The organism is Bradyrhizobium sp. ORS 111 (genome assembly GCF_045571485.1).
In the GTDB taxonomy this organism is placed as follows: domain Bacteria; phylum Pseudomonadota; class Alphaproteobacteria; order Rhizobiales; family Xanthobacteraceae; genus Bradyrhizobium.
In genome coordinates, this window is sequence record NZ_CP120701.1 from 5,041,043 (window position 1) to 5,064,558 (window position 23,516).

A 23,516-nucleotide genomic window follows, 5' to 3' on the forward strand; every position below is an offset into this window, starting at 1 on the left:
TCCGTCAAGTTGGCAAGCAGTGACGCCGGCATCCTTCGCGATTTGTCCCCGGAAGCGACCAGTCTGCGCCCATCGTAAGCCGATTGCGCTCCGTTCGCCAAGCCTGGATGTGGCGAGAGATACGCCGCTTCGCGTCAGGCTGGCTTGGCCCAGTTCTGATACATCGCCAGCAATGCGACGATGTCCTGCCCGCGGAACCCCTCGGCCAGCGCGAGCGCGTAGAGCTCGCGGGTAGCAGACGCCGACGGTGTGGGCATCCGGGTCATCCGCCCCAGTTCGACGCCGAGCGCCAGATCCTTCTCGCCAAGCTCCATCTTGAAGCCGGGCGAAAAATCGCCCTTCAGCGCGTTCGGAAAGCGCTTGGTGAAATGGTGCGAACGGCCGCCGCTCACCGACAGCACATCGTAGAGCTTCTCCGGCTCAACGCCGGCGGCGACACCGAGCGCAAAGGCTTCCGCGGCAACCAGCACATTGCCCATCGACATCATGTTGTTGACGATCTTGACGACCTTCGCCGTGCCGACGGCACCGGTGTACTTCCAGTCGGTGCCGAGCAACTTGAGGATCGGTTCGGCCCGCTTCACGTCGGCCTCTTCGCCGCCCGCGATCAAGATCAGCTTGCCGGCGCGCGCCTCCTTGGGGCTGCCGCTGACCGGACAATCGACGACAGCGATGCCACGCGCGGCGGCGGCGCCGGCAGCCTGGCGCATCGTCTGCGGATCGATGGTGCTGAGCTCGATGCACAGCGTGCCCTTGGCCGCGTGCGCGACGACGCCGTCGGCACCGAGCCAAGCCTCCGTCACGGCCTTGGGATCGGGCAGGCTCGTCAGCACCAGTGCCCGGCCCTCCAGTGCCTCCGCAAAGCTTGACGCCATCCGGAAGCCGTCCCTGGCGAGGCGAGCGCGCTGGTCGGCGCTGACATCGTAACCTATGACGTCGAGGCCGGATTCTTTCAGGCGTCCTGCCATCCCGGATCCCATCTGTCCCATTCCGATAACAGCGACCTTCTCCGACATGGGCATTTCCTGCTTTTCGTGGTTGTTTGCTGAGTTGGATTACCATTGGCACGCCCGTTAGTCGCCATCGGACGTGCAGGCGGGCCAGCATCCATCGCTGGCCATCTGGCACAATCTCGTCGTCCGCAGCCAGTCGCGGGACGCAAGGGCGGCCGCTTCAGCCGCATATCGCAGGGAACACCGATACGGCGGCAAACGGCGCTTTTGCGAGACAGCTCATTCTGCGCCATGAATCTTGTTGCAACCGGTACCGCATTGCGGCACCAAGCGCCGACACGCCGGACGCTCGATCAGCAAGGTTTCACATCGAGCGCTCCGGCGTCAAAGGCGCAGCATGACGATCACGTCGCCGGTCAACCCGCCCAAGAACCCAGCCGCAGCGGTTTATCTGCTGCCCGCCGCGTTGCGCAATTACGTCCGCAACCGGGAAACCGGCCTGGTCGCGGTTGCCATCGTGATCGGGCTGCTGTCGGGACTGCTCGTCGCAGCGATCTCCTATCTGAGCCAGGCCACACATTCTTTCCTGTTCGACATTCCGCTGGACGCACATCTCAGCGCGACCGGCGTCATATCCTGGCAACGCACACTGCTGATTCCCACCATCGGTGGCGTCGTGCTGGCCGGGATCGCCGTGTTCTTTGCCAAGCGCGTCAAGGGGCAGCAGCTCGCCGACGCGATCGAGGCCAATGCCCTGTATGGTGGACGCCTCTCCTTCAGAGGCAGCCTGCTGATCTCCCTGCAAACCCTGCTGTCGAACGGATTTGGCGGCTCGGTCGGCCTGGAGGCCGGCTATACCCAGATCTGCTCGATGTTCGGCTCGCATATCGGACAACGGCTGGCGGCCCGCCGCAACGACATGCGGCTCCTGGTCGCCTGCGGCGCGTCCGGCGCGATCAGCGCCGCGTTCTCGGCTCCACTCGCCGGCGCATTCTACGCGTTCGAGGTGGTGCTGGGCGCCTACACCTCCGCGGGGCTGGTCCCGGTCATCGCCAGCGCGGTGACATCCTGGCTCGTCGCGCGCCATCTGACCCATCAAGCCTTCCTGATGGTCCCGGGCTTTCCGTCGCCGGTGTCAGTCGAGATGGTCGGGCAAAGCGTCATCATCGGCATCCTTTGCGCCTTCGCCAGCATTCTGATGATGCTGGGGGTCGCCTCCTCCGAGCGCTGCTTTCAACGCATCTCGGTTTTCAGAGGCGCGTTGCGGCCGGTGCTCGGCGGTGCGCTGCTCGGCAGCCTCGCTTTACTCACACCAACCGTGCTTGGCGCAGGCCACGGCGCCATGCAGATCCTGCTCGTCAGCAACCCCACATGGCTGCTGTTGACGACCACGATCCTGTTCAAGATGGCGGCTTCCGCGGTCTCGCTCGGCTCCGGATTTCGCGGCGGACTGTTCTTCGCATCGCTTTTGCTGGGCGCACTGCTCGGCCAGCTTTACAGCATCGTGGCCACCGGCTTCCTGCCGGGAATCGCTCTGCAGCCGGGAACCGCGGCGATCGCCGCACTTGCCGCATTCGGGACCGGCGTTCTCGGTGCGCCCTTCAGCATGGTCTGTCTCGCGCTTGAGATCACGGGCGACTTCTCGGTCACGGTCGGTGCCGTGGTCGCCTCGTCGGTTTGCGCGCTGATCGTCCGCGAGCTGTTCGGTTACAGCTTCGCGACCTGGCGCTTCCATCTGCGCGGCGAAGTGATCCGCGGCCCGCAGGACGTCGGCTGGGTTCGGCAACTCAGCGCAGCCTCACTGATGCGTACCGATTTCGAAAGCGCGCTCAGCACGATGCCGATCGCGGAGGCCCAAAAGACCTTCTCGCCAGCGCAGGTCCGACAGATCGTGCTGCGCGATCCCAAGGGCTCCTACGCCGGCATCGTCACCTCGGCCGACCTCTATTCGACCGCAGCGCAGGACGAGACACTGGCGGACCTGGCGCGGCAGACCGACGAATTCCTGCTGCCGGGCGCTTCGATCCGCGACATCATGAAGATGTTCGCACGCAGCGAAGCCGACGCGTTAGCGGTGATCGACCGCAGCGATCACCGCGCCGCAATAGGAATCGTCAGCGAGTCACACGTGCTGCGAACCTATGGCGAAGAGCTCGAGCGCCGTAACGAGGAGCTGTTCTTCCGCTAGATTGCAGCGGATGCTGCAGCCGTCTCCTTCGGATCACTATGGCCTCAAATCCATATCAATCCGCACGAAGTCGCCGCGATAGGTCACCTCACCCAAATAGATCACCGTCTGGTCCGCGCTGGAGAACACCCGGCGAACCTCGGCGACGGGCGAATTCAGCGGCACCTTGAGCAGCCGCGCGACGTCGAGATCGGCGGTGCCGATCGTCAAGGTCTGCCGCGCACGTGCGATCTCGGGCTCGCGGAGGTCGCTCAGGATCGGGATCACCGTCTCGTTCCGGAAACGCTTCGGATGGCGACGAAAGATCCTCTCGTCCAGGTAGATCGAAATGACGCAATACGGCTCCTTCTGACGCGAATGGACGCGTCGCATGAAGACGTATTTCGAGGCCGGCTTGCCATCCTCCGGTAGCAGCGGCGCGTCGGTGCGGCTCTCGGAAATATTGATGATCTCGGGCGACGTATCGCGATACATCTCGGCCAGATCCGAAAGCGTGGTCTCGACCTTGAGCCAGCGGTCCTGCTTCACCGTGCCCGTGACGAAGGTGCCGCGTCCCTGTTGGGCTTCGATGACCCCCTCGCGCGACAGCAGTTCAACGGCCTGGCGAATGGTCACCCGGGAGACACCGAATTCGCTGGCCAGTTCCTCGTTGGCCGGCAGCCGCAAGCCCTTGGCCCAGGTGCCGCGCGCGATGCGCTGCCGGAAGATGTCAGCGATCTGCGCGTATTTTGGAACGTGACTTTCGGAATTCAATTCCATCGCGCGCTCCCGCGTCAGGATGTCTGCTCAGGACAGAACGAGGGCCGCGCCCCGTTCGCCGATCATCAGGCTCGTCGCATTGGTATTGGCGGAGGTGATCTGCGGCATGACAGACGCATCGATGACGCGCAGCCCTTCGACGCCGCGCACCCGCAACTGCGGATCGACCACGGACCGATCGTCGCTCCCCATCCGGCACGTGCCGACACAATGGAACACCGTGCCGCCGGTGTTGCGCGCAAACTCCCAAAGCCCGGCGTCATCCCGGGCTGCGTCGCCCGGAACCATCTCGGTATGCCACAGCGGACGAAAGGCCTTCTGCCGATAGATGTCGCGCAGGATCTTGAGCCCGGCAACGATGGTCTTTCGGTCGATCTCTTCCGAGAAGTAGTTGGGCTCGATGCGCGGCTGATCGAACGGATCGGCCGATCGGATCGCAAGCCGTCCCCGCGACCGACCGTGGCATTGCCAGACCGAGGCGGTGAAGCCGGAGTAGCTGTGGAGGGGATCGCCGGGTTTGTCGACAGAGAGCGGCATGACGTTGAACTGCACGTCGGGTCGCCCGCCGACGGCATATTCGGTGCAGGCCGCGCCGCCGACCTGCCCGGCCCCGACCGTGAGCGGGCCGCGACCTGCAAACAGCCATTGCAATCCCATTGATGCGAGCGCGACGGGGTTGCGGACCTGATCATTCAGCGAAATGGGGTCCTTCAGTCGCACAATCAGCCGTGCTTGATAGTGGTCTTGCAGGTTTTCGCCGACGCCGGCGAGATCGGCCACGACCGGAATGCCGTGCCGGCGAAGCAGATCGGCCGAACCGATACCAGACAGTTGCAGGAGCTGCGGCGACTGCAACGCACCGGCGGACAGGATGACTTCGCGATCGGCCGATGCGGCAGCAACCTGCTTGTCCTTGATCCACTGCACGCCAATTGCCTTCTGGCCACGGAAAAGAACCTTACTGACCTGTGCTGCTGTCACGACCGTAAGATTGGGACGCGCAGAGATCGGGTGCAGGAATGCCGATGCCGAGCTGCTGCGCCAGTGCCGTCCGATTCCGAGCTGGTAGCTGCCGACGCCAAAGGTCGTTTCACCGTTGAAGTCGCAGTTGCGCGGCAGGCCGTATTCGACGCCCGCCTCCACCCACGCCGCCGACGCCGGATTGTCGTTGCGCAGCTCCGACACGTCGAACTCGCCGAAGCCGCCGTGATATTGGCTGTCGCCGCCGCGATAGCGCTCGTGGCGCCGGAAGTAGGGCAGCAGTTCACGATAACTCCAGCCGATCGCGCCAAGGCGCTCCCAATCGTCGAAATCCTCGTGCTGGCCACGGATGAAAATGAGACCGTTGATCGAGGAGGACCCGCCGATCACGCGGCCACGCGGCCACGTGATCGACCGGCCGCCGCTGCCTTCGCTCGGCTCCGTCTTGAACAAGCGCGAGAAGCGCTCGTTGTAGATCGTGCGATAGTATCCGACCGGAAGCTTCAGCCAGAAATTCCGGTCCGAACCTCCGGCTTCCAGGAGCAGCACGCGGCACGACGGGTCGGCCGACAGGCGATTCGCGACGATGCAGCCGGCCGAACCGGCGCCGACGATGATGTAGTCGTAACCTTGCGCGCTCATGCTAGGCGGTCCGATACTGTTCGATCGCGGCCAGATCTGGCTCGACGCCAAGGCCCGGTTCATCGCCCAGCATGATCATGCCGTCCCGCACATCGCGGACCGGGCCGCAAAGCCTGTCGCGCAGCGGATTGTCGTTGGCATCGACTTCCAGAAGTCCATCGCCGCCGACGCCGGCCAAAAGATGCGCCGACGCCAGCAGGCCGATGCCGGCGCCGAGATAGTGCGGGCAGAACGTCTTGCCAGTCTTGATGACGTCGCGCGCAATGTCCGCGCAAGCAGATAGCCCGCCCCACTTTGCAATATCCGGCTGCACGACGGACAGCACATCGCCCGTGAGCGCCTGTTCGAAACCGGCGCGGCTCGCGATGTTCTCTCCCGCCGCAAGCGGAATACCTGCGCTGGCTGCAAGCGTCATCCACTCCCGCCAGGGCCGATCGGCGCGGATCGGCTCCTCCAGCCAGGCGAGATCGAACTCCCGCAACCGCGCCGCCGTCGCCAGCGCCTGCTCGATCGACCATGCCTGGTTGGCGTCAGCAGCCAACAATCCGTCGCCGACGAGTTCGCGCAACGCGGACAGATTGGCGCGATCGGTTTCGGGCGCAAAACCGATCTTCAGCTTCAGCGCACGATGTCCCCGCGCCAACGCCGCCTCCGCCATGGTGCGCGAGCCGGTGGGGTTGATCCCGCTCGCATAGACCTTGATCCTGCTTCGCGCGCCGCCAAGCACCTTCCACAAGGCGGTCTTGCGGCGCCGCGCGTAGAGATCCCAGATCGCAAGGTCGATGCCTGCAATCGATTGTGCGAACGGGCCAGCCTCGCCGGATTGCAGCGCAAGAACGGATGTACCCGACGTCAATCTCTCGAACAGTTCTGCTGGCTGATCGATAGTGACGCCGATTGCAGCAGGCGCCAGCACCTCGTTGACGAGGCGCACGCGATGCTCGGCTCCTGGCGAAGGGAAATTGCACCAGACCTCGCCCCATCCGACCATACCGTCCGCGTCCTCGACGCGTACAAGCACCGCGGGCCGGCTCAACATTCTACCGAATGACGTGACGACAGGCGTCGACAGCGGATGGCGGTAGCAAAGCGCCTGGACGGTTTTGATCGTGAAGGCCTGTGATGTCATGCCTGAAACCCGCGCATCGTGCGCGGCGAGAACACTCTTGTATGGTCATCCTATTTATAATATGAGTTCGCCGACATCAACCAGAATTGCAAGGTGGGGAAGCGCTGAATGAATGGACAGGTCGTGCGACGCCTGTTGCTCGGACTCGCGCCTTGGGTCGGCGCGATCCTGCTGTGGTACGGCGTCCGCTGGAGCGGCTTCGTCAACGCATCGCTGATCCCGGCGCCGCATCAAGTCGCAGCCAAGTTCTACGAACTTCTGACGCGCGAGAATCTGCTGCTCGACATCTACGTCTCCTCGCGTCGCGTGCTTCTCGGCGTGATCCTCGGAATCCTGGCCGCCGTTCCGGTCGGCTTCCTGCTCGGCTGGTACCGTCCGGCACGCACTTTCGCCGATCCGATGATCAACTTCTTTCGCGCGCTGCCGCCGATCGCGCTGATCCCGCTCGTGATCGTCTATTTCGGGGTCGATGAACTCGCCAAGCTCGTCATCCTGTTCTACGCCGCGTTCTTCTCCGGCGTGATCGTGATGTATGAGGGCGTCTCGCAGATCACGCCGCTTTATATCCGGGTCGCCAAAACGCTCGGCGCCAACGAATTCGAAATCTTCCGCAAGGTCATCATTCCCCTCACCGTGCCGCACATCCTGACCGCGCTGCGCGTGGCGCTCGGCGTCGCTTGGGCGACCCTGGTCGCTTCCGAGCTGATCGCGGCGCAGCGCGGACTTGGCGCCATGATCCAGAACGCATCGACATACTTCCTGCTCGACGTCATCTATGTCGGCATCATCTGCATCGGCGTGATCGCCCTCATCATGGACCTGATCCTGCGCAAGATCAGCGCCCGCCTTCTGGTCTGGCAGGAACGGGCGATATCATGAAGAAGCGCGCGCAGTTCGACCACGTCTCGCTTGCCTTCGAGACGCCCAAAGGCCGGCTCAATGTCGTCGAGGATGTCTCCTACGACATCAACGATGGCGACTTCATTGCCGTGATCGGCCCGTCCGGATGCGGCAAGACCACGATGATGAGCATGCTTGCGGGCTTCCAGAAACCGACAACCGGAAAGGTCCTGTTCGACGGTGCCCCGGTGACCGGCCCCGGTCCCGAACGTGGCGTCATCTTTCAGGAGTATGGCGTCTTCCCATGGTTGACGGTGAAGCAGAACATCGCCTTCGGGCTGAAGCTCAAGGCCAACCGCGTTCCGGATGCGGAGCGCGACGCGATCTGCGACCATTACCTCAGCCTGATGGGCCTGGCGGATTTCGCCAACTCCTATCCGAAGCATCTCTCGGGCGGCATGCGCCAGCGCCTCGCCATCGCTCGCGCCTACGCCGTCAAGCCGCAGTTCCTGCTGATGGACGAGCCGTTCGGCGCGCTCGATGCCCAAACGCGAGCCAACATGCAGAATCTGCTGCTCAAGGTGCTCGCCGCCGAAGGCAAGACCGTCATGTTGATCACTCACTCGGTCGAGGAGGCGATCTACCTCGCTTCGCGCATCGTCGTCGTGACCGCGCGGCCGGCGAAGATCAAGGAGATCATCGAGGTGCCCTTCCCCTACCCGCGCGACGAGTCGATCCAGGAGCGTCCTGAGTTTGGCGAGCTCCGTAGCCATATCAGGCAACTCGTGATGGACGAGTACCGCGCACAGCAGGCGCAGATGCGCCCGGCATCATTCTCTGAATAGTTAAGATATTGAGGAGGAACACCATGGATCGCCGACAATTTCTGACCACGACCGCCGGTCTCGCCCTCGGGACGTTCACGGCGGCGTCGCCCGCGATCGCGCAAGCCCGCACCAAGCTTCGCGTCGGCTATTTGCACACAGTCGCGGTCGATGGCCAGATCTGGACCGGCATGGACCGGGGCAGTTTCGAGAAGCAAGGCCTCGATCTGGAGCTGCGCCAGTTCAACACCGGGCTCGAAATCTTCCAGGCGCTGATCGGCGGCAGTCTCGACGTTCTCGCAACCGGCGCCGTGCTCTCGAACTTCCCGGCCCGTGGACAGGGTAAGGTGTTCCTGATCAACGACATCGAGGTCGCGACCGCCCAATTGTGGGTGCGGTCCGATCAAGGCATCAAATCCTTTGCCGACCTCAAGGGCAAGCGCATCGCGACCGCGACCGGCACCACCGCTCATGTCTTCCTCGACAAAGCGCTGCGCGCCAACAAGATCGACCCGAAGGACGTCGAGCTCGTCAACCAGACCATGCCGGCGGCCGTGACGGCCTTCGTCTCGGGCGCGGTGCCGGCCGTCGCGCTCTGGGTCCCGTTCAACGTGACGGTTCGCGACAAGGTGCCGGGCGCCGTCAAGCTCGCCGACGCATCGGCCTATTACCCCCAGGCTGCCATCATCGGCGGCTGGGCCGCGGCCAATGACTATTACGAGCCGAACAAGGAGACTCTCGCCAAGCTGATCCGAGGTTGGGCCGACGCCAACGACTACATCGTCGCGAACAGCACCGAAGCCATGGAGAAGCTACAGAAGGGCCATTACAGCCAGACCCCGCTCAGCGACATCAACGAGTCCTTCAAGGCCCAGAAGATGTTCACGTCGCGGGACTGGAAGCGCCTCTATTCGGACGGCACCGTCACGAACTGGCTGCAGCAGTCGACCGACTTCTTCATGGCCAATGCGGGCGTCAAGGATTTCACTCCGGCAAGCAAATATTTCGACCCTAGCCTGTATCTGAAGACGATCGCGTAACCGCCTCGACGTCCTCCCTTGGGACAGCGAGCGATTCGCTCGCTGTCCCGGCACGGGAACGCTGCGGTTGACCCAATCAACAAACATCGCCAATAATCAACTGGATCACATCGCCAACGTGGAAGAGACGGCGGTTTCTATTGGAGTCCAGCAGCCGCCAGCGCAACGCATCAAAGGGCAACGCGCCTTCGAGGTCGCGTGCGCTGAAGGCCGATGCCGCAAAGCAGGCCCCAGGTCTTGGCTCGAAGCCCCTTGTCTCGAAGCCTCTTCCGACGAAGTCTGAGAAATCCCGCAACCTGATTTTGCAATCGGCGGCCAGGCTGTTTCACGAACAGGGATTCTCTGCGACGACGCTGCGCCAGATCGCGGCCGCCGCCCGGATCGAAGCCGGCAGCATCTATTATTATTTCGATTCCAAGGAAGCCATCCTGGACGAAGTGCTCGACCGTGGCCTGCGCCACGTCTTCGAGTCGGTGAAGGTTGCGGTGAACGGCGCTGCTGGGGCGTCGCACCGCAAGCGCATCGAACTGGCGATCGAAGCCCATCTTATTGCGCTCTTGGAATCCAGCGACTTCACATCAGCCAATATCCGAATCTACGGCCAGTTGCCCGAGCATCTGAAGAAACCGCATCGGCCGCTGCGGCGCGCCTACGCGCGCTACTGGGACAAGCTGTTTCTCGATGCCCGCAAGGCCGGCGAGATCCGCGCCGATATCGAGATCGTGCCGCTGCGCATCTTCGTGATCGGCGCGCTGAACTGGACTGTCGAATGGTTCAGGCTGGAGAGCAAGGACGATGTCCTCAAGCTTGCGCGGCGGACTCAGATGATGGTGTTCGACGGCATCAAGAAGTAGCGGCCCACGTCCGGGGGAGCCGCGCGCTTCGCCGTTCGGGTCCTACCCTAGCGCCCCTGCCAGTTCGGCTTCCTCTTCTCGGCGAACGCCCGTGGCCCCTCGATCGCATCCTGGCTGGCGTAAACCTCGACATGCAGGCGATCGCCTTCGATGGCGCCTCGCTCGTAGCCGAGGTCCATCGCCGCCAGCACGGTTGCCTTGGCGGCCTTCACCGATAGCGGAGCGCCCTCGGCGATAGCGCGCGCCAATTGCAAGGCGCGGGCGCGCACCGCATCCGGCGCCGGTTCGAGATAGTTGAGAAAGCCATGCGCGGCCAGGCTCGATCGGCATCGTCTCGCCGGTGAGCACCAGTTCCATCATCAATGGTTGCGGCAGCATCCAGAGCATCGGCACCGACCACGGCGTTCCCCGCCCCATCTTGACCTCGGTGATCCCGGCACGGCTACCGCTCAAGCCGACCCGAAGATCGGATTTGAGCGCGAGCATCATGCCCCCGGCCATCAACGATCCCGTCATGGCCGCGATGATCGGCTTCGTCACCTTGCGCATCGCGGTCTGCATGGGGTCCCGCATCAGCGTCAGGATATCGACGCCGTCCCGCGCCCTGATCTCAGCCGCCTGCTTGAGGTCGAGTCCGGCGCAGAACACGCCGCAATCGGCGGAGGTCAAGATGATCGCGCGCACCGCAGCATCGGCCTCCGCGCGTGCCCAAGCCTCGGTCAGGCCATTCATCGCTTCGACTGATAGCGCGTTCTTGCGCTCCGGCCGATTGATCGTCACGGTCGCGATGCCTTCGCTGATGTCGTAGCGCACGGGTTCCTGGTCGGACATTGTTCGCTTCCGTCTTTTCTAACATCTGTTAGAATACATCGACGCCGGTCAAACACAACGGACACGTTGTCGACGATGCCATATCTCTGGACGCCACCGCCGGAACTGGTGGAACAAAGCAACCTCACCGCCTTCCTGCGCGCGACCGGACAACCGGACTACGACGCCTTGGCGGCCAAGGCGGACGGGGACCCGGCGTGGCTGATGGCGGAGGTGTTCCGGTTCTGTGATATCAGGTTCTACCAACAATACGACGAGATGCTCGACGTGTCGCGCGGCCAGCCCTGGGCGCGCTGGTGCGTTGGCGGCACCACCAATATTGTATTGAATTGCCTCGACAAGCACCGTGGCACGCCGGTGTGGGATCAGACGTTCCTGGTGTGGGAAGGCGAAGACAGTAACGAGCAACGGACCCTGACCTACGCGGCATTTGCGGCCGAGGTCGACCGTCTGGCAAGCACGCTGCGCAAGCTCGGCTTCGGCCGCGGCGACGTGGTGGCGATCTATATGCCCAACCTGCCGGAGACCTTCATCGCGTTCTTCGCCATCCTCAAGATCGGCGCGATCGTCATGCCGCTGTTCTCCGGCTTCGGCCCGAGCCCGATCCAGGCGCGCTTGAACCATGGCGAAGCCAAGGCGGTGATATCGGCGAGCGGGACCTGGCGCAGGGGCGCCGCCGCTCCGCTCAAATCGGTGCTTGATGATGCGCTGCAAGGCGTTTCCAGCGTCCGCCACGTGATCGTGGTCGAACGCCAGGGGCTGAATATCGAAACACCGATGCAGCCCGGCCGCGATCTCTGGTGGCACGAGATCGTGCCTGCGGCCGAGGGCGATATCGCAACTGTTGAGATGCAGGCCGAGGATCCCGCGATCCTGCTCTACACCTCGGGCACCACGGGCGAGCCGAAGGGTTGCGTGTGGACCCATATCGGCTTCATCGGCACGATGGTGACGCGCGACATCATCATCTGCGGAGACTTCAAGGCATCCGACCGCTTTTTCTTCCTCAGCGATATGGGGTGGATGGTCGGCGCCATGTGCGCCTGCATTCCGAGCTTTGCCGGCGGCAGCCTCCTGATCGCGGAGGGTACGCCCGACTATCCCGACACCGGGCGCTTCTGGCGCCTGATCGCCGATCACCGGGTGACTTATCTCGGGGTATCGCCCACGATTGTCCGCAGCCTGATGCGTCACGGCGACGAGGTCGACACATACGATCTCTCCAGCCTTCGGATCACGGCCTCGGGTGGTGAGGCCTGGACAGAAACGCCGTGGATTTGGTTCTTCGAGCACGTCTGCAAGAAGGCCATTCCCATCATCAACATTTCCGGAGGCACCGAGATCGGCGGGTGCATTTTCACCGGCACGACCAATCATCCGATGAACCCGTGCTCGTTTTCGCGGCCGGCGCTCGGCATGGGGGCCGACATCGTCGACATCTCGGGAAAGCGCGTGGCTGACGGCGAAGTCGGCGAGCTGGTGCTCCGCCACGCCTCGATCGGACTGACCAAGAGCCTGTGGAAGGCTGACGCGCGCTACATCGAAAGCTATTGGAGCACGATTCCAGGCCTCTGGGTGCATGGTGACTTCGCCATGCGCGGCCATGATGGTCTCTATTACATCCTCGGCCGGTCCGACGACACCATCAAGATCTCAGGCAAGCGCACCGGTCCTGCGGAGCTCGAAGGCATCCTGATCGGGACTGGCAAACTCGCGGAGGCGGCGGTGTTCGGCGTTCCGCACTCCGTCAAGGGTTCGGCTATCATCTGCGCCTGCGTACCGCTGCCGACGATTGGCAGCACAAATGGATTAGCCGAAGAGCTGTCGGCCGCGCTGGTGCGCGGCATGGGCGCATCCTATCGCCCCGAAAAGATCATCCTGGTCGACGATCTGCCGCGCACCCGCAACATGAAGATCATGCGCCGGGTGCTGCGCGCGATGTTCGAGAACAAGGATCCCGGCGACCTGTCGGCGCTCGCCAATCCCGAGGCGATCGCGCATATCCGCGAGCGGCTGGCGGCCGGATAGAAATCAAATCGGGCAGTCCGGCGGGAACGATGGCTTGCGCTTCTCGAGATGCGAGGCCAGCCCTTCCCGCGCTTCCGCGCCGCTGAAGCCGAGGATTTCGAGCGCGGTCGAGGTATCGAACAATGGGCCGTTGACACGAAGCCAGTTGTTGAGCGCGTATTTGGTCCAGCGAATCGCGCTCTGCGCGCCGCTCGCCAGATCCTGCGCGGTTTCGAGCGCAATCGTCTGCAGCTCTGCGTCCTCGACGCAGAGCGACACCAGCCCGATGCGCTCGGCCTCCTCGCCCGACAGCGGCTTGCAGGTCAACAGGTAGTATTTGGCCTTGGCGAGGCCGCACAGCAGCGGCCAGATGATGCAGGCGACATCGCCGGCCGCCACGCCCAGCCGGGTGTGACCATCGACGATCCGAGCCGATTTTCCGCAAATCGACACGTCGGCAAGAATGCCGACCACGAGACCAGCGCCGACCGCGACGCCGTTGATCGCCGAAATGATCGGCTTGTTGCAGTTGATGACGTTGTAGACGAGATCCTTCGCCTCGCGCCAGGTCGCCATCCGCGCGACCGGATTGTCGAGCAGGCTCTTGATCAGCTCGAAGTCGCCGCCGGCCGAGAACGCCTTGCCAGCACCCGTGACGATGACAGCGTTGATGTCAGCATCGTCGTTGATATCGCGCCAGATGTTGGTGAGTTGGGTGTGGGTCTCGGCGTCGACCGAGTTGTAGGTCTCGGGCCGGTCGAAGGTCAGCCGCAGGATCCGATCGGCGGGATAGTCGATCTTGAGCCGGGTATAGGCCTTGTAACGATTCGACATCGGCATTTCCTCGTGGTTCCCTCGCCGCGCCAAGCGCGTTCGGCCTATCAATTCTTTCTAACAGATGTTAGAATTTAGGACCGATCGACGGGCGTCGCAAGCTCGGAGTTTGGACCAAGATTGTCGACAAAGACAGCGCGTCCTTTGAGGAAACATGATGACCGGCCAGGATAGCCTTCCCGCTCAGGCGGGCTCGATTGCAACCGTCGGCGCGCTGTTCGGTGCGTGCGCCGCGCTGAATGCGGGATCGATCGCCATCGAATACCGCGATCGCCGCATCAGCTACCGCGAACTGCTCGATCGCGTCCGGCGCGCCAGCGCCATGCTGGCGGCGCAGGGGTTACGGCGCGGCGATCGCGTTGCCCTGCTCTCCCGCAACCGCCCGGAATATTTCGAGATCGAACTGGCCGCCGCCCATCTCGGAATCATCACCGCTTGCCTGAACTGGCGCCTGTCGCCGCGCGAACTCGCCTACTGCGTCGAGCTGGTCTCGCCCAAATTGCTGATCGTCGAGCCCGACCTGGCTGCTTCGCTGGGATCCGGCCCCTCCTGTCCGCAGATCGAACTGGGCACGCAATATGATCGCCTTCTCGCGCAGCAGGACGGTCGCGGCGTGCCCGTGACGGCCCGGCCCGAGGACGGTCTCGTCATCCTCTACACCAGCGGGACCACCGGCCTGCCCAAGGGAGCGGTAATCTCGCATCGTGCGATGATCATGCGCGCCCTGGTGTTCACGTCCGAACTCGGAATCACGACGTCCGAGAGCTTCGTTGCCTGGGCGCCGCTGTTCCACATGGCCTCCACCGACCATGGCCTCGCAACGCTGCTGCGCGGCGGAACGGTCGTGATCATCGACGGCTTCCAGATCGAGCCGCTGCTGAACGCGATCAGCTCGCATCGCATCGGTTGGCTCGTGTTGATCCCGGGCATGGTGGAGGCGCTGGTCGAAGGCATGCGGGCGGAGCGGACGATCGCCAAGGGCGTGCGCGTCTGTGGTGCAATGGCCGACCTTGTCCCGCCGCATGCGATCGCGGCGGCGACCGACTTGATCAAGGCGCCGTATCTCAACAGCTTCGGCTCGACCGAGACCGGCCTGCCGCCCGCCTCCCGCGATTTGATCCCGATCGGCGTCGCGCCAACGCGGCTCTCGAAGCGCCAGAATGCCTTCTGCGAGGTCAAGCTGGTCGATCCCGCCGACAACGAGGTGCCGGGCGGCAGTCCCGGCGAGCTTGCCATTCGCGGCGGCACAGTGTTCTCGGGTTACTGGCAAGCGGATGACGTAAACGAGCGCGATTTTCGCGGCGGCTGGTTCCACATGGGCGACGTATTCCGCCGCAACGACGACGGCACACTCGATTTCGTCGACCGCGCCAAGTACATGATCAAGTCGGGCGGCGAGAACGTCTACCCCGCCGAGATCGAGCGCGTCCTGTTGACCGACAAGCGCATCACGGAAGTTGCAGTAGTGCGGGCGCGCGATGCCAAATGGGGCGAGGTGCCGGTGGCATTTGTCGCGCGCCGGGACGACAGCCTGACGGAAGCCGAGCTCGTCGAACTCTGCCGGCGTGATCTCGCTGGCTACAAACGCCCCCGGCAGTTTCACTTCATCGACTTTGGCGATTTTCCGCGCTCGACCAGCGGCAAGGTCCAGCGTCACGAGCTCGAAAACCGCATCAGCAAGGTCGCGCCATGAGCCGCGACAATCTCCGCGGCAAGGTCGCCATTATCGGGATCGGGCAGTCGCCGGTCGGCAAGGTTCCCGGCCGCAGCCCGCTGTGGCTCGCGGCCGATGCGGCAAGGAAGGCGGTCGCCGACGCCGGCATCGACAAAAGCCAAATCGACGGCGTGCTGTCGAGCCACGCCATGGCCTCGCCGTTCCATCGCTTCAGTGTGGCGTTCAGCGAGTATTTCGGCATCCAGCCGACCTTTTCCAACAATCTCCAGGTTTCGGGCGCGACAGCCGCCACGATGTTCAACATCGGCGCTGCGGCGATCTGCGGCGGGCTGGCGGAGGTCGTGCTCGTGGTGGCCGCGGACAGCCTGATGACCGGGCTCACGCCGGACCTTGCGCTGCGCTCGCTGACGGAAAGCCGCGACCAGCAATACGAGATGCCGTTCGGCATTCCCGTCGCCAACACCTTCGCCATGACGGCGCACAGGCACATGAAGGAATTCGGCACCACGCCCGAACAGCTCGCCAAGGTCGCGGTCACCCAGCGCCACCACGCCTCGCGCACCCCGGGCGCGCAGCAGACCGCACCGATCACGGTCGACGACGTCCTCAACTCCGGCATGGTGACCACGCCGTATCACAAGCTCGATTGCTCGTTGATCTCGGACGGCGGCGCCGCGTTCATCCTGACCTCGGCCGAACGCGCCAAGGCACTTGGCGTCAAAACGCCCGTCTATATCCTCGGCGGCGGCGAATGCTACACGCATGAGCACATCTTCCTGATGCCGTCGCTGACGGTCACGGGCGCGGTCGAGTCAAGTCGGCGCGCCTATGAGATGGCGGGCTTTGGCCCGGACGACATGCACGTCGCCGGCGTCTACGACTGCTTCACCGGCACCGTCATCATGATGCTGGAAGACCTTGGCTTCTGCCCGAAGGGCGAAGGCGGACGCTTCGTCGCCGACGGCCAGATGACCTACGGCGGCAAAATCCCATCCAACACCCATGGCGGTCTGCTCTCGTTCGCCCATTCCGGCATCCCCGGATCGTTGTTTCACTTCCACGAAGTCGTTGCGCAGTTGCGGGGCGATTGCGGTCCGCGTCAGGTCGCGGACGCAAAGCTTGGCCTGGTCCACAGCCTTGGCGCCGGATTTGCCACCAACGCCACCACGGTGCTCGGAACGGAGGACACGCTGTGATCTCAGCCGAAGACGCCGCGCGCAAGCCGCTGCCGACCCCGGACGCCGATACGGCCGCCTTCTGGCGCGGCCTGCGCGACGGCCAATTGCTCCTCCAGCACTGCTTGGCCTGCGGACATGTGCAGTATTATCAGCAGGCGACGTGCCGGGCCTGCGGGCGCGAGGAGCTCGAGCAGCGGCCCGCCAGCGGGCGCGGCAAGGTGCACTCCTTCAGCGTCGTTCACCGCGCACCGGGACCGGCATTCAAGGCCGACGTGCCCTACGCCGTCTTGCTGGTCGAACTGGAGGAAGGCCCGCGGATGATCAGCACCTATACCGGCGGCCCGCCGGACGACGTCACGTTCGATATGCCAGTTGTGCTCGCCTTCGAAAAGATCACGGACGAGGTGACGTTGCCGCGATTCCGCAAGGCTTGATCGGCAAGCACAGCACTTTCTAACAACCGTTAGATTTAGCCGTTGAACTCGACGGCGCCCCCGCCTAAGAATGGTCGTGCCGATCAGCCTATCGACGTGCCGTCTAGGGAGGACGCATGGATTTCGATCTCACGCAGGAGCAGCGGCAGATCCTCGAATATGGCGACACCATCGCCCGGAGATTCGATCGCAAATACTGGATGGACTGCGCCGAGAAGCGCGTGTTTCCGGAGGCCCTGTATCGGCAGATCGCTGAAGACGGCTTTGTCGGCACCATGGTGCCCGAAGACTATGGCGGGGCCGGTCAGGGCATGGTCGAGATGCATCTGTTCCTCGAAGGTCTTTCCAACAACGGCATCCCGCTGTTGAACCTTGTCGTCGGTGCCGCGATGAGCCTCGGCTTCATCGCCAAACACGGCTCCGAGACCCAGAAGAGGCGCTATCTGCCTGATGCGTGCCGGGGTAACACCCGCTTCTGCTTCGCCATCACCGAGCCTGATGCGGGCACCAACACCATCCGTACCGCAACGATCGCAAAGCGGCGCGGCGATCGCTTCGCGCTGAGTGGTCAGAAGACCTTCATCACAGACGCCGACGGTTCGGATTTCGCTCTGGTGGTGGCGCGCACCACGCCGCATACCGAGGTGCAGCGCAAGACGGAAGGCTTCACGCTCTTCATCGTCGACCTGAAGGCCAAGGGTGTGCAGAAGCAGTACATTCCGGTCAGCATCCCCGCTCCCGAGACGCAGTGGCAATTGTTCTTCGACGAGGTCGAGCTCGGCCCGGACGATGTCGTCGGCGAGATCGATAAGGGCTTTGGCATCCTGTTCAAAAGCCTCAATCCCGAGCGCATCCTGGTCGGCTCCATCTGCTGCGGCCTCGGCCGCTATGCGCTGAACCGCGCGGTCGCCTATAGCCGCGAACGTAAGGTCTTCAACAATGTACCGATCGGTGCCTATCAGGGCCTGCAACATCCGTTGGCGAGCACGCGCACCGATATCGAGCTCGCCTCGCTGATGACGCTGAAGGCGGCGTGGGTCTTCGACCAGGGACGCGAAACCGGCGAGTTCGCCAATATGGCCAAGCTCGCGGCGGCCGATGCCGGCATCAAGGCCGTCGACACCGCAATCCAGTGTCACGGCGGCAACGGCTTCACCAAGGAATACGGCATCTTCGATCTCTATCCGTTCGTGCGCCTGCTCAAGACCGCGCCGCTGAACAGGGAGATGATCCTCAACTATATCGGCGAGCACGTCATGGGCTTGCCGCGCAGCTATTAGGACCAGGCCATGGCGGTGATGAAATCAGATGTTGCGGTCGGCAGCGAGGAATATCGCCGCAACCGGCAAGCCTATGAGGTCCGGATCGCCGATCTGCGCCGGCGCCGCTCAGAAGCCGCACTCGGTGGCCCCGAGCGCGCGCGGCGTCTGCACAAGGAGCGTAACCAGTTGCTGCCGCGTGAGCGGATCGCCGCGCTGATCGATCCGGGATCGCCTTTCCTGGAATTCTGCCAGCTTGCGGGCGAAGGCATGTACGAGGGCGTGCCGCCCGGCGGCAGCATCATCACCGGCGTCGGCATAATCAAGGGCCGCCCCTGCATGATCATCGCCAACGAGCCGACCGTGAAAGGCGGCACCTATTACGGCATTACCTGCAAGAAGCATGTCCGCGCCCAGCGCTTTGCCTGGCAGCATCGCCTGCCCTGCATCACCATGGTGCAATCGGGTGGCGCCAATCTTCCCGACCAGCCCAACATCTTTCCCGACGAGGGTCAGTTCGGCTCGATCTTCTACAACCAGATCCGGATGTCCGGCGAAGGCATCCCGCAGATCGCTATCGTCCACGGTCCCTCGACGGCAGGCGGCGCCTACATGCCGGCGCTCTGCGACGAAACGGTGATCGTGCGTAATCAAGGCGCAATGTTCCTCGGCGGACCGCAGCTCGTCTACGCCGCGACGCGCGAAGAGGTCGGCATCGAAGAGCTCGGCGGTGGCGAGATGCACAGCCGGATCAGCGGCGTCACCGATCACCTCGCCGAGAACGACGGCCACGCCATCGCGATCACCCGCGACATCGTGGCCAATCTGGGTGATGTTCCCGCGCAGCGCCGGACGGTGGCGCCGGCACGCGACCCCGTGTTCGATCCGAGCGAGATCTACGGATTGATCAGCTCGGATCCCCGCATCCCCACCAACAATCGCGACATCGTTGCGCGCCTGGTCGACGGCAGCGAATTCCACGAGTTCAAGCCGCTCTACGGCGACACATTGATCACGGGCTTTGCCAGGATCATGGGCTTCGAGGTTGGCCTCCTCTGCAACAATGGCGTCCTGTTCTCGGAGAGCGCATTGAAGGCGACCCACTTCATCGATCTCTGCTGCAAGCGTAACATTCCGCTGCTGTTCATTGCCGATGTCACCGGCTTCATGGTCGGCCGCGAGGCGGAGGAAGGTGGCATCTCCAAGGATGGCGCCAAAATGATCACGGCGATGGCGAGCGCCAACGTGCCGAAATACACGCTGATCGTCGGCAACGCCTATGGGGCCGGATATCTTGCAATGTGCGGCCGCGCCTTCAAGCCCAATGCGATGATGATGTGGCCGAACGGCCGCTCGGCGATCATGGGTCCGGACCAGGCCGCCACCACGCTCGCGATGGTTCGCGACGAGGTCCACAAGCGCGAAGGCAGCAGTTGGACCGATGCGGAGCGCGAAGCCTACATGGCGCCGACCCGCAAGACCTTCGAGGAGTTTGCCAACGCCTACAATTTCGCGCGCAACACCTGGTGCGACATGGTGATCGACCCGCTGGAAACGCGCCACGTGATGGGCCTGCTCCTCGACCTCGCCGGCCGCCTGCCGCCCCAGCCGACGAATTTCGGCGTGCTCCGGATGTGACCGATGGAGGACCGCTTCCGTGTTTAACAAGATCCTGATCGCCAATCGCGGCGAGATCGCATGCCGGATCGCCCGCACCTGCCAACGGCTCGGCATTGCCGTCGCAGGAGTCCATTCCTCGGCGGATGCGGGCTCCCTCGCCGTCAAGCTGATCGGCGAATCCGTCGAGATCGGGGGCGCCCCGGCGGCCGAAAGCTACCTCAACATTGACGCCGTGATCGGCGCCGCCAAAGCCACCGGCGCCGAGGCCATTCATCCCGGCTTTGGCTTCCTCGCCGAGAACGCCGGCTTTGCCCGTGCGGTGGAGGCTGCCGGCCTCGTCTTCATCGGCCCCACGCCGGAGACGATCGAACGGCTTGGCGATAAGGCCTCCGCCAAGGCGGAAGCGGCGGCCGCTGACGTGCCGACCGTTCCGGGCAGCACGACGCCGAGCGAAGATCCAGGTGAGATTGCGCGGATCGTCAGCGAACTCAGTCTTCCCGTCATGCTCAAGGCCGCGGCCGGCGGTGGCGGCAAGGGAATGCGCGCGATCACGACGCTGGACCGCCTCAGCGAAGAGATCGAATCTGCGATGCGCGAGGCCAGGAATGCGTTCGGCCACGCAGGCCTCATCGTCGAGAAGCTGGTCGGGCGCGGCCGTCACATCGAGGTGCAGATTGCCGGAGACGGCAAAGGCAATGTGGTCCACCTGTTCGAGCGCGAATGTACGCTGCAGCGGCGCCACCAGAAGCTGATCGAGGAAGCTCCGGCGGCCAACCTTCCCGATCCCATGCGCAAGCGTATCCTTGCCGATGCGGTTCGCCTGGGTCAGCGCCTGGAATATCGCGGCGTGGGCACCGTCGAATTCATCGTCAGCGGCAGCGAGTACTACTTCCTCGAGGTCAATCCACGGCTCCAGGTTGAGCATCCCGTCACCGAGATGGTGACCGGCCTCGATATCGTCGAGCTCATGCTTCGGATCGCGGCTGGCGAGGGGTTGCCGTTCGCGCAAGACCGGATCCGCCTGCGCGGGCATGCCGTCGAAGCCCGGCTCTGCGCCGAGGATTCCGATCACGGCTTCATGCCGTCAACCGGCGAGCTTGCTCATGTGCGGTTCCCCAACGGCGACACTCGCGTCGAGACCGGCATCGAGACCGGCTCCGTGATCACGCCGCACTACGATTCCATGTTGGCCAAACTGATTTCTTATGCCGACACGCGCGAAGCAGCGATCGACCGGCTGGCAACCGCCTTGGACGAAACCTCGATCCTCGGCCTGACGACCAACCAGGATTTCCTCCAGCGCCTGATCGCGCTGCCCGCGACGCGGAATGCCACGTTCCACACCCGCCTGATCGATGACGAGATCATCTCTCTCACCGCAGCAAACCGGGCGCTGGACGTCGAGGCGCTGGCGATGGCGGCCTGTTTCTGGCTGCTGCAAAGCCGGCCGGCCGCATCGACTAATCCCTGGCAGACGCGGCAACTCACGGGATGGCAGATGGCGGCCGCCGACGAGGGACTGTCCTCGATCCCGATCCTGCACCTGGAGAGTGGAGATGCCAGTGCGGAGATCCGCTTTGCGCCTCTGGCCGCCGACGGCTCGATGCTGGTCGGCATCGATGACGCGCGCATCCGCGTCAAATTGACCAGCCTTGGCGACCACCTGTTCGCGGCGGTGACCGGGTCGCAACATCGAACCGTCCGCATCCAGCAACAGGATCAAACGATCTTCGTTCAGGATCGGCGGAAACGCCACGCGCTGACGGCGATGCCGTATCTCGGCTACATCAGCGCGGCGACCGAGGTCAGCGGAGAGGTGCGGGCACCGATGACCGGCGTCGTGCTGAAGGCCGACGCCACGGTCGGCGACCGCGTCAAGGCAGGCGACACCGTCGTCGTGATGGAGTCCATGAAGATGGAATTGCGCCTCGCCAGCAAGGTCGACGGCATCGTGAGCGCCGTGCATGTCTGCGCCGGCGAGACGGTCGAGCGCAATGCCGTGGTTGCGGTTGTGGATGTCGAGCAACTTGCGTCCGTGGAGGCGCCATAAGGTCTAGATCGCGATGCGATCCGGTTGAGCCGGAGCGGCGGCGGTGCTTCACCTCTCCCTTGGGAGAGGTCGGCGCGCAGCGCCGGGTGAGGAATTACGGTCTCTCTTTGGCGCCGCGGCCCCTCACCCGATTTGCTGCGCAAATCGACCTCTCCCAAGGGAGAGGTGAACCGAACGCCTGGCCCAACTCGATTCGATCTAAACTTATCGCGGTTTGCCCCGCCGCTGCCCATGCCCATGACCGATGCGAAGTTGGTTCAAGGCGCCGCGATCGCCTGCCCCGACGCGCGGTCGAACAAGTGCGCGCGTTGGAGATCGAGGTTGACGTCGAACGGACGGTCCGGCTCAGCCGCGACGCCGACGTGCATCTGCGCCGTGAAGGGGAACGCGCCGACGCTACCGATCACCAGCGTGTGCGGGCCGAGCGGCTCCACGTCCTTCACGATCATGCGGATAGAAGTATCAGCCGGCGCTCCCTGATGCAGGACATGATCGGGTCGGACGCCCAGCACCACCGGCTTGCCGACGCTGCCGGCATAGGCCGCCTCGCGGGACTTCGGCAGCCTCAACGCCGTGCCGGATGGCTCGGTGAAAAACAATCCGCCGTCGCGCGCAACAATCTCGCCGTGGATGAAGTTCATGCTGGGTGCGCCGATGAAGCCCGCGACAAACAGGTTGCTCGGCTTCTCGTAGATCGTGATCGGATCGGCCGCCTGCTCGATCCGGCCGCGGTTCATCACCACGACACGGTCGGCCATCGTCATGGCTTCGACCTGGTCGTGAGTCACGTAGACGATGGTCTTGGCAAGCCGGCGGTGCAGCGCCTTGATTTCGGTACGCATCTCGATGCGCAGCTTGGCGTCGAGATTGGACAGCGGCTCGTCGAACAGGAACACGTCGGGGCTGCGCACGATGGCGCGGCCGATCGCCACGCGCTGACGCTGACCGCCCGAGAGCTGCTTGGGGCGACGGTCGAGATATTGCTCGAGGTCGAGGATCCGCGCCACGTCCTTGACGGACTTCTCGATGCTGGTACGCGACTCGCCGCGCACCTTCATGCCGTAGCCGATGTTCTCGCCGACCGTCATGTGCGGATAGAGCGCGTAGTTCTGGAACACCATCGCGCAATTGCGCAGTCCCGGCCGCAGTTGCGTCACGTCGCGATTGCCGATCCGGATCGTGCCGCTGGTGACGGTCTCGAGCCCCGCGATCATCCGCAGTGTCGTCGTCTTGCCGCAGCCGGACGGACCGACCAGTACGACGAACTCCTCGTCGACGACGTTGAGATCGAGCCCTTCGATGATCTTGTAGGGTCCGTATGCCTTGCTGACGTTCTCGATCTCGACGTGCGCCATGGAATCTTTTCTGTCTCTCGCAGATAGTCGTTGAGGTCCCGGACGACATCACGGGTCATCCGG

At 63.8% G+C, this 23,516-nt stretch carries 20 protein-coding genes and 1 pseudogene; 13 read left to right on the forward strand and 8 right to left on the reverse strand.

From position 1 onward, the window contains the following. Positions 1-134: 134 nt before the first annotated feature. Entirely contained in the window at positions 135-1,016 is an 882-nt protein-coding gene (locus tag P6U30_RS23545) for an NAD(P)-dependent oxidoreductase (protein ID WP_407165280.1), read from the reverse strand. 334 nt (positions 1,017-1,350) lie between these two features. On the opposite strand from P6U30_RS23545, the gene P6U30_RS23550 reads away from it, so the two are divergent. Next, positions 1,351-3,141, forward strand: coding sequence for a chloride channel protein (locus P6U30_RS23550; RefSeq protein ID WP_407165281.1), 1,791 nt, complete (start codon positions 1,351-1,353; stop codon positions 3,139-3,141). 36 nt (positions 3,142-3,177) lie between these two features. Here the strand turns inward: P6U30_RS23550 and P6U30_RS23555 are convergent, their stop codons facing one another. Genes P6U30_RS23555 through P6U30_RS23565 form a run of 3 tightly spaced genes read right to left on the reverse strand, consistent with a single transcriptional unit; the run spans position 3,178 to position 6,652 of the window. After that, a complete protein-coding gene (locus P6U30_RS23555; protein WP_407165282.1) occupies positions 3,178-3,900 on the reverse strand; it encodes a GntR family transcriptional regulator in 723 nt (240 codons plus the stop codon). 27 nt (positions 3,901-3,927) lie between these two features. Further along, the gene (locus P6U30_RS23560; protein ID WP_407165283.1) at positions 3,928-5,523 is read right to left on the reverse strand and encodes a GMC family oxidoreductase; all 1,596 of its coding nucleotides are present in this window, start codon (positions 5,521-5,523) and stop codon (positions 3,928-3,930) included. Position 5,524: 1 nt separating this feature from the next. After that, positions 5,525-6,652, reverse strand: a complete 1,128-nt coding sequence (locus P6U30_RS23565; protein ID WP_407165284.1) for a mandelate racemase/muconate lactonizing enzyme family protein — start codon at positions 6,650-6,652, stop codon at positions 5,525-5,527. A gap of 108 nt (positions 6,653-6,760) precedes the next feature. Between P6U30_RS23565 and P6U30_RS23570 the strand changes: the two genes are divergently transcribed. The 5 genes from P6U30_RS23570 to P6U30_RS23590 all read left to right on the forward strand — a co-directional run bounded on the left by P6U30_RS23570 (position 6,761) and on the right by P6U30_RS23590 (position 10,210). Further along, positions 6,761-7,531 carry an ABC transporter permease gene (locus tag P6U30_RS23570; protein WP_407165285.1) on the forward strand — a complete coding sequence of 257 codons (771 nt, stop codon included), beginning with the start codon at positions 6,761-6,763 and terminating at the stop codon, positions 7,529-7,531. Beyond that, on the forward strand, positions 7,528-8,337 hold the full coding sequence (locus P6U30_RS23575; RefSeq protein WP_407165286.1) for an ABC transporter ATP-binding protein: 810 nt from the start codon (positions 7,528-7,530) through the stop codon (positions 8,335-8,337). Before P6U30_RS23570 ends, P6U30_RS23575 begins: the two co-directional genes overlap by 4 nt. Before the next feature lie 23 nt (positions 8,338-8,360). After that, positions 8,361-9,356, forward strand: a complete 996-nt coding sequence (locus tag P6U30_RS23580; RefSeq protein ID WP_407165287.1) for an ABC transporter substrate-binding protein — start codon at positions 8,361-8,363, stop codon at positions 9,354-9,356. 67 nt (positions 9,357-9,423) lie between these two features. Then, entirely contained in the window at positions 9,424-9,639 is a 216-nt protein-coding gene (locus P6U30_RS23585) for a hypothetical protein (protein WP_407165288.1), read from the forward strand. Between the two features lie 19 nt (positions 9,640-9,658). Then, positions 9,659-10,210: a TetR/AcrR family transcriptional regulator gene (locus tag P6U30_RS23590; RefSeq protein ID WP_407165289.1), complete on the forward strand. Its 552-nt coding sequence runs from the start codon at positions 9,659-9,661 to the stop codon at positions 10,208-10,210. 47 nt (positions 10,211-10,257) lie between these two features. Here the strand turns inward: P6U30_RS23590 and P6U30_RS23595 are convergent, their stop codons facing one another. Further along, on the reverse strand, positions 10,258-10,479 hold the full coding sequence (locus P6U30_RS23595) for an enoyl-CoA hydratase-related protein (protein WP_407165290.1): 222 nt from the start codon (positions 10,477-10,479) through the stop codon (positions 10,258-10,260). Between the two features lie 115 nt (positions 10,480-10,594). Beyond that, positions 10,595-11,041 (reverse strand): annotated as a pseudogene (locus P6U30_RS23600) (enoyl-CoA hydratase/isomerase family protein); the annotation flags it as partial. Positions 11,042-11,116: 75 nt separating this feature from the next. Here P6U30_RS23600 and P6U30_RS23605 point away from each other — a divergent pair. Next, a complete protein-coding gene (locus P6U30_RS23605) occupies positions 11,117-13,069 on the forward strand; it encodes an AMP-binding protein (RefSeq protein ID WP_407165291.1) in 1,953 nt (650 codons plus the stop codon). Between the two features lie 3 nt (positions 13,070-13,072). Here P6U30_RS23605 and P6U30_RS23610 read toward each other — a convergent pair whose 3' ends face one another. Continuing rightward, on the reverse strand, positions 13,073-13,882 hold the full coding sequence (locus P6U30_RS23610) for an enoyl-CoA hydratase/isomerase family protein (RefSeq protein ID WP_407165292.1): 810 nt from the start codon (positions 13,880-13,882) through the stop codon (positions 13,073-13,075). Positions 13,883-14,039: 157 nt separating this feature from the next. On the opposite strand from P6U30_RS23610, the gene P6U30_RS23615 reads away from it, so the two are divergent. From P6U30_RS23615 to P6U30_RS23640, 6 genes are all read left to right on the forward strand, one after another. Then, a complete protein-coding gene (locus P6U30_RS23615) occupies positions 14,040-15,575 on the forward strand; it encodes a class I adenylate-forming enzyme family protein (RefSeq protein ID WP_407165293.1) in 1,536 nt (511 codons plus the stop codon). Beyond that, the gene (locus P6U30_RS23620; protein ID WP_407165294.1) at positions 15,572-16,753 is read left to right on the forward strand and encodes a thiolase C-terminal domain-containing protein; all 1,182 of its coding nucleotides are present in this window, start codon (positions 15,572-15,574) and stop codon (positions 16,751-16,753) included. The genes P6U30_RS23615 and P6U30_RS23620 overlap by 4 nt, the downstream gene beginning before the upstream one ends. Then, positions 16,750-17,169, forward strand: coding sequence for a Zn-ribbon domain-containing OB-fold protein (locus tag P6U30_RS23625; protein ID WP_407165295.1), 420 nt, complete (start codon positions 16,750-16,752; stop codon positions 17,167-17,169). Before P6U30_RS23620 ends, P6U30_RS23625 begins: the two co-directional genes overlap by 4 nt. 116 nt (positions 17,170-17,285) lie before the next feature. After that, a complete protein-coding gene (locus P6U30_RS23630) occupies positions 17,286-18,449 on the forward strand; it encodes an acyl-CoA dehydrogenase family protein (RefSeq protein WP_407165296.1) in 1,164 nt (387 codons plus the stop codon). Between the two features lie 9 nt (positions 18,450-18,458). Further along, the gene (locus P6U30_RS23635; protein ID WP_407165297.1) at positions 18,459-20,066 is read left to right on the forward strand and encodes a carboxyl transferase domain-containing protein; all 1,608 of its coding nucleotides are present in this window, start codon (positions 18,459-18,461) and stop codon (positions 20,064-20,066) included. Positions 20,067-20,085: 19 nt separating this feature from the next. Further along, a complete protein-coding gene (locus P6U30_RS23640) occupies positions 20,086-22,098 on the forward strand; it encodes an acetyl/propionyl/methylcrotonyl-CoA carboxylase subunit alpha (RefSeq protein WP_407165298.1) in 2,013 nt (670 codons plus the stop codon). Between the two features lie 257 nt (positions 22,099-22,355). Here the strand turns inward: P6U30_RS23640 and P6U30_RS23645 are convergent, their stop codons facing one another. Further along, positions 22,356-23,453, reverse strand: coding sequence for an ABC transporter ATP-binding protein (locus P6U30_RS23645; protein ID WP_407165299.1), 1,098 nt, complete (start codon positions 23,451-23,453; stop codon positions 22,356-22,358). Positions 23,454-23,516: the final 63 nt, after the last annotated feature.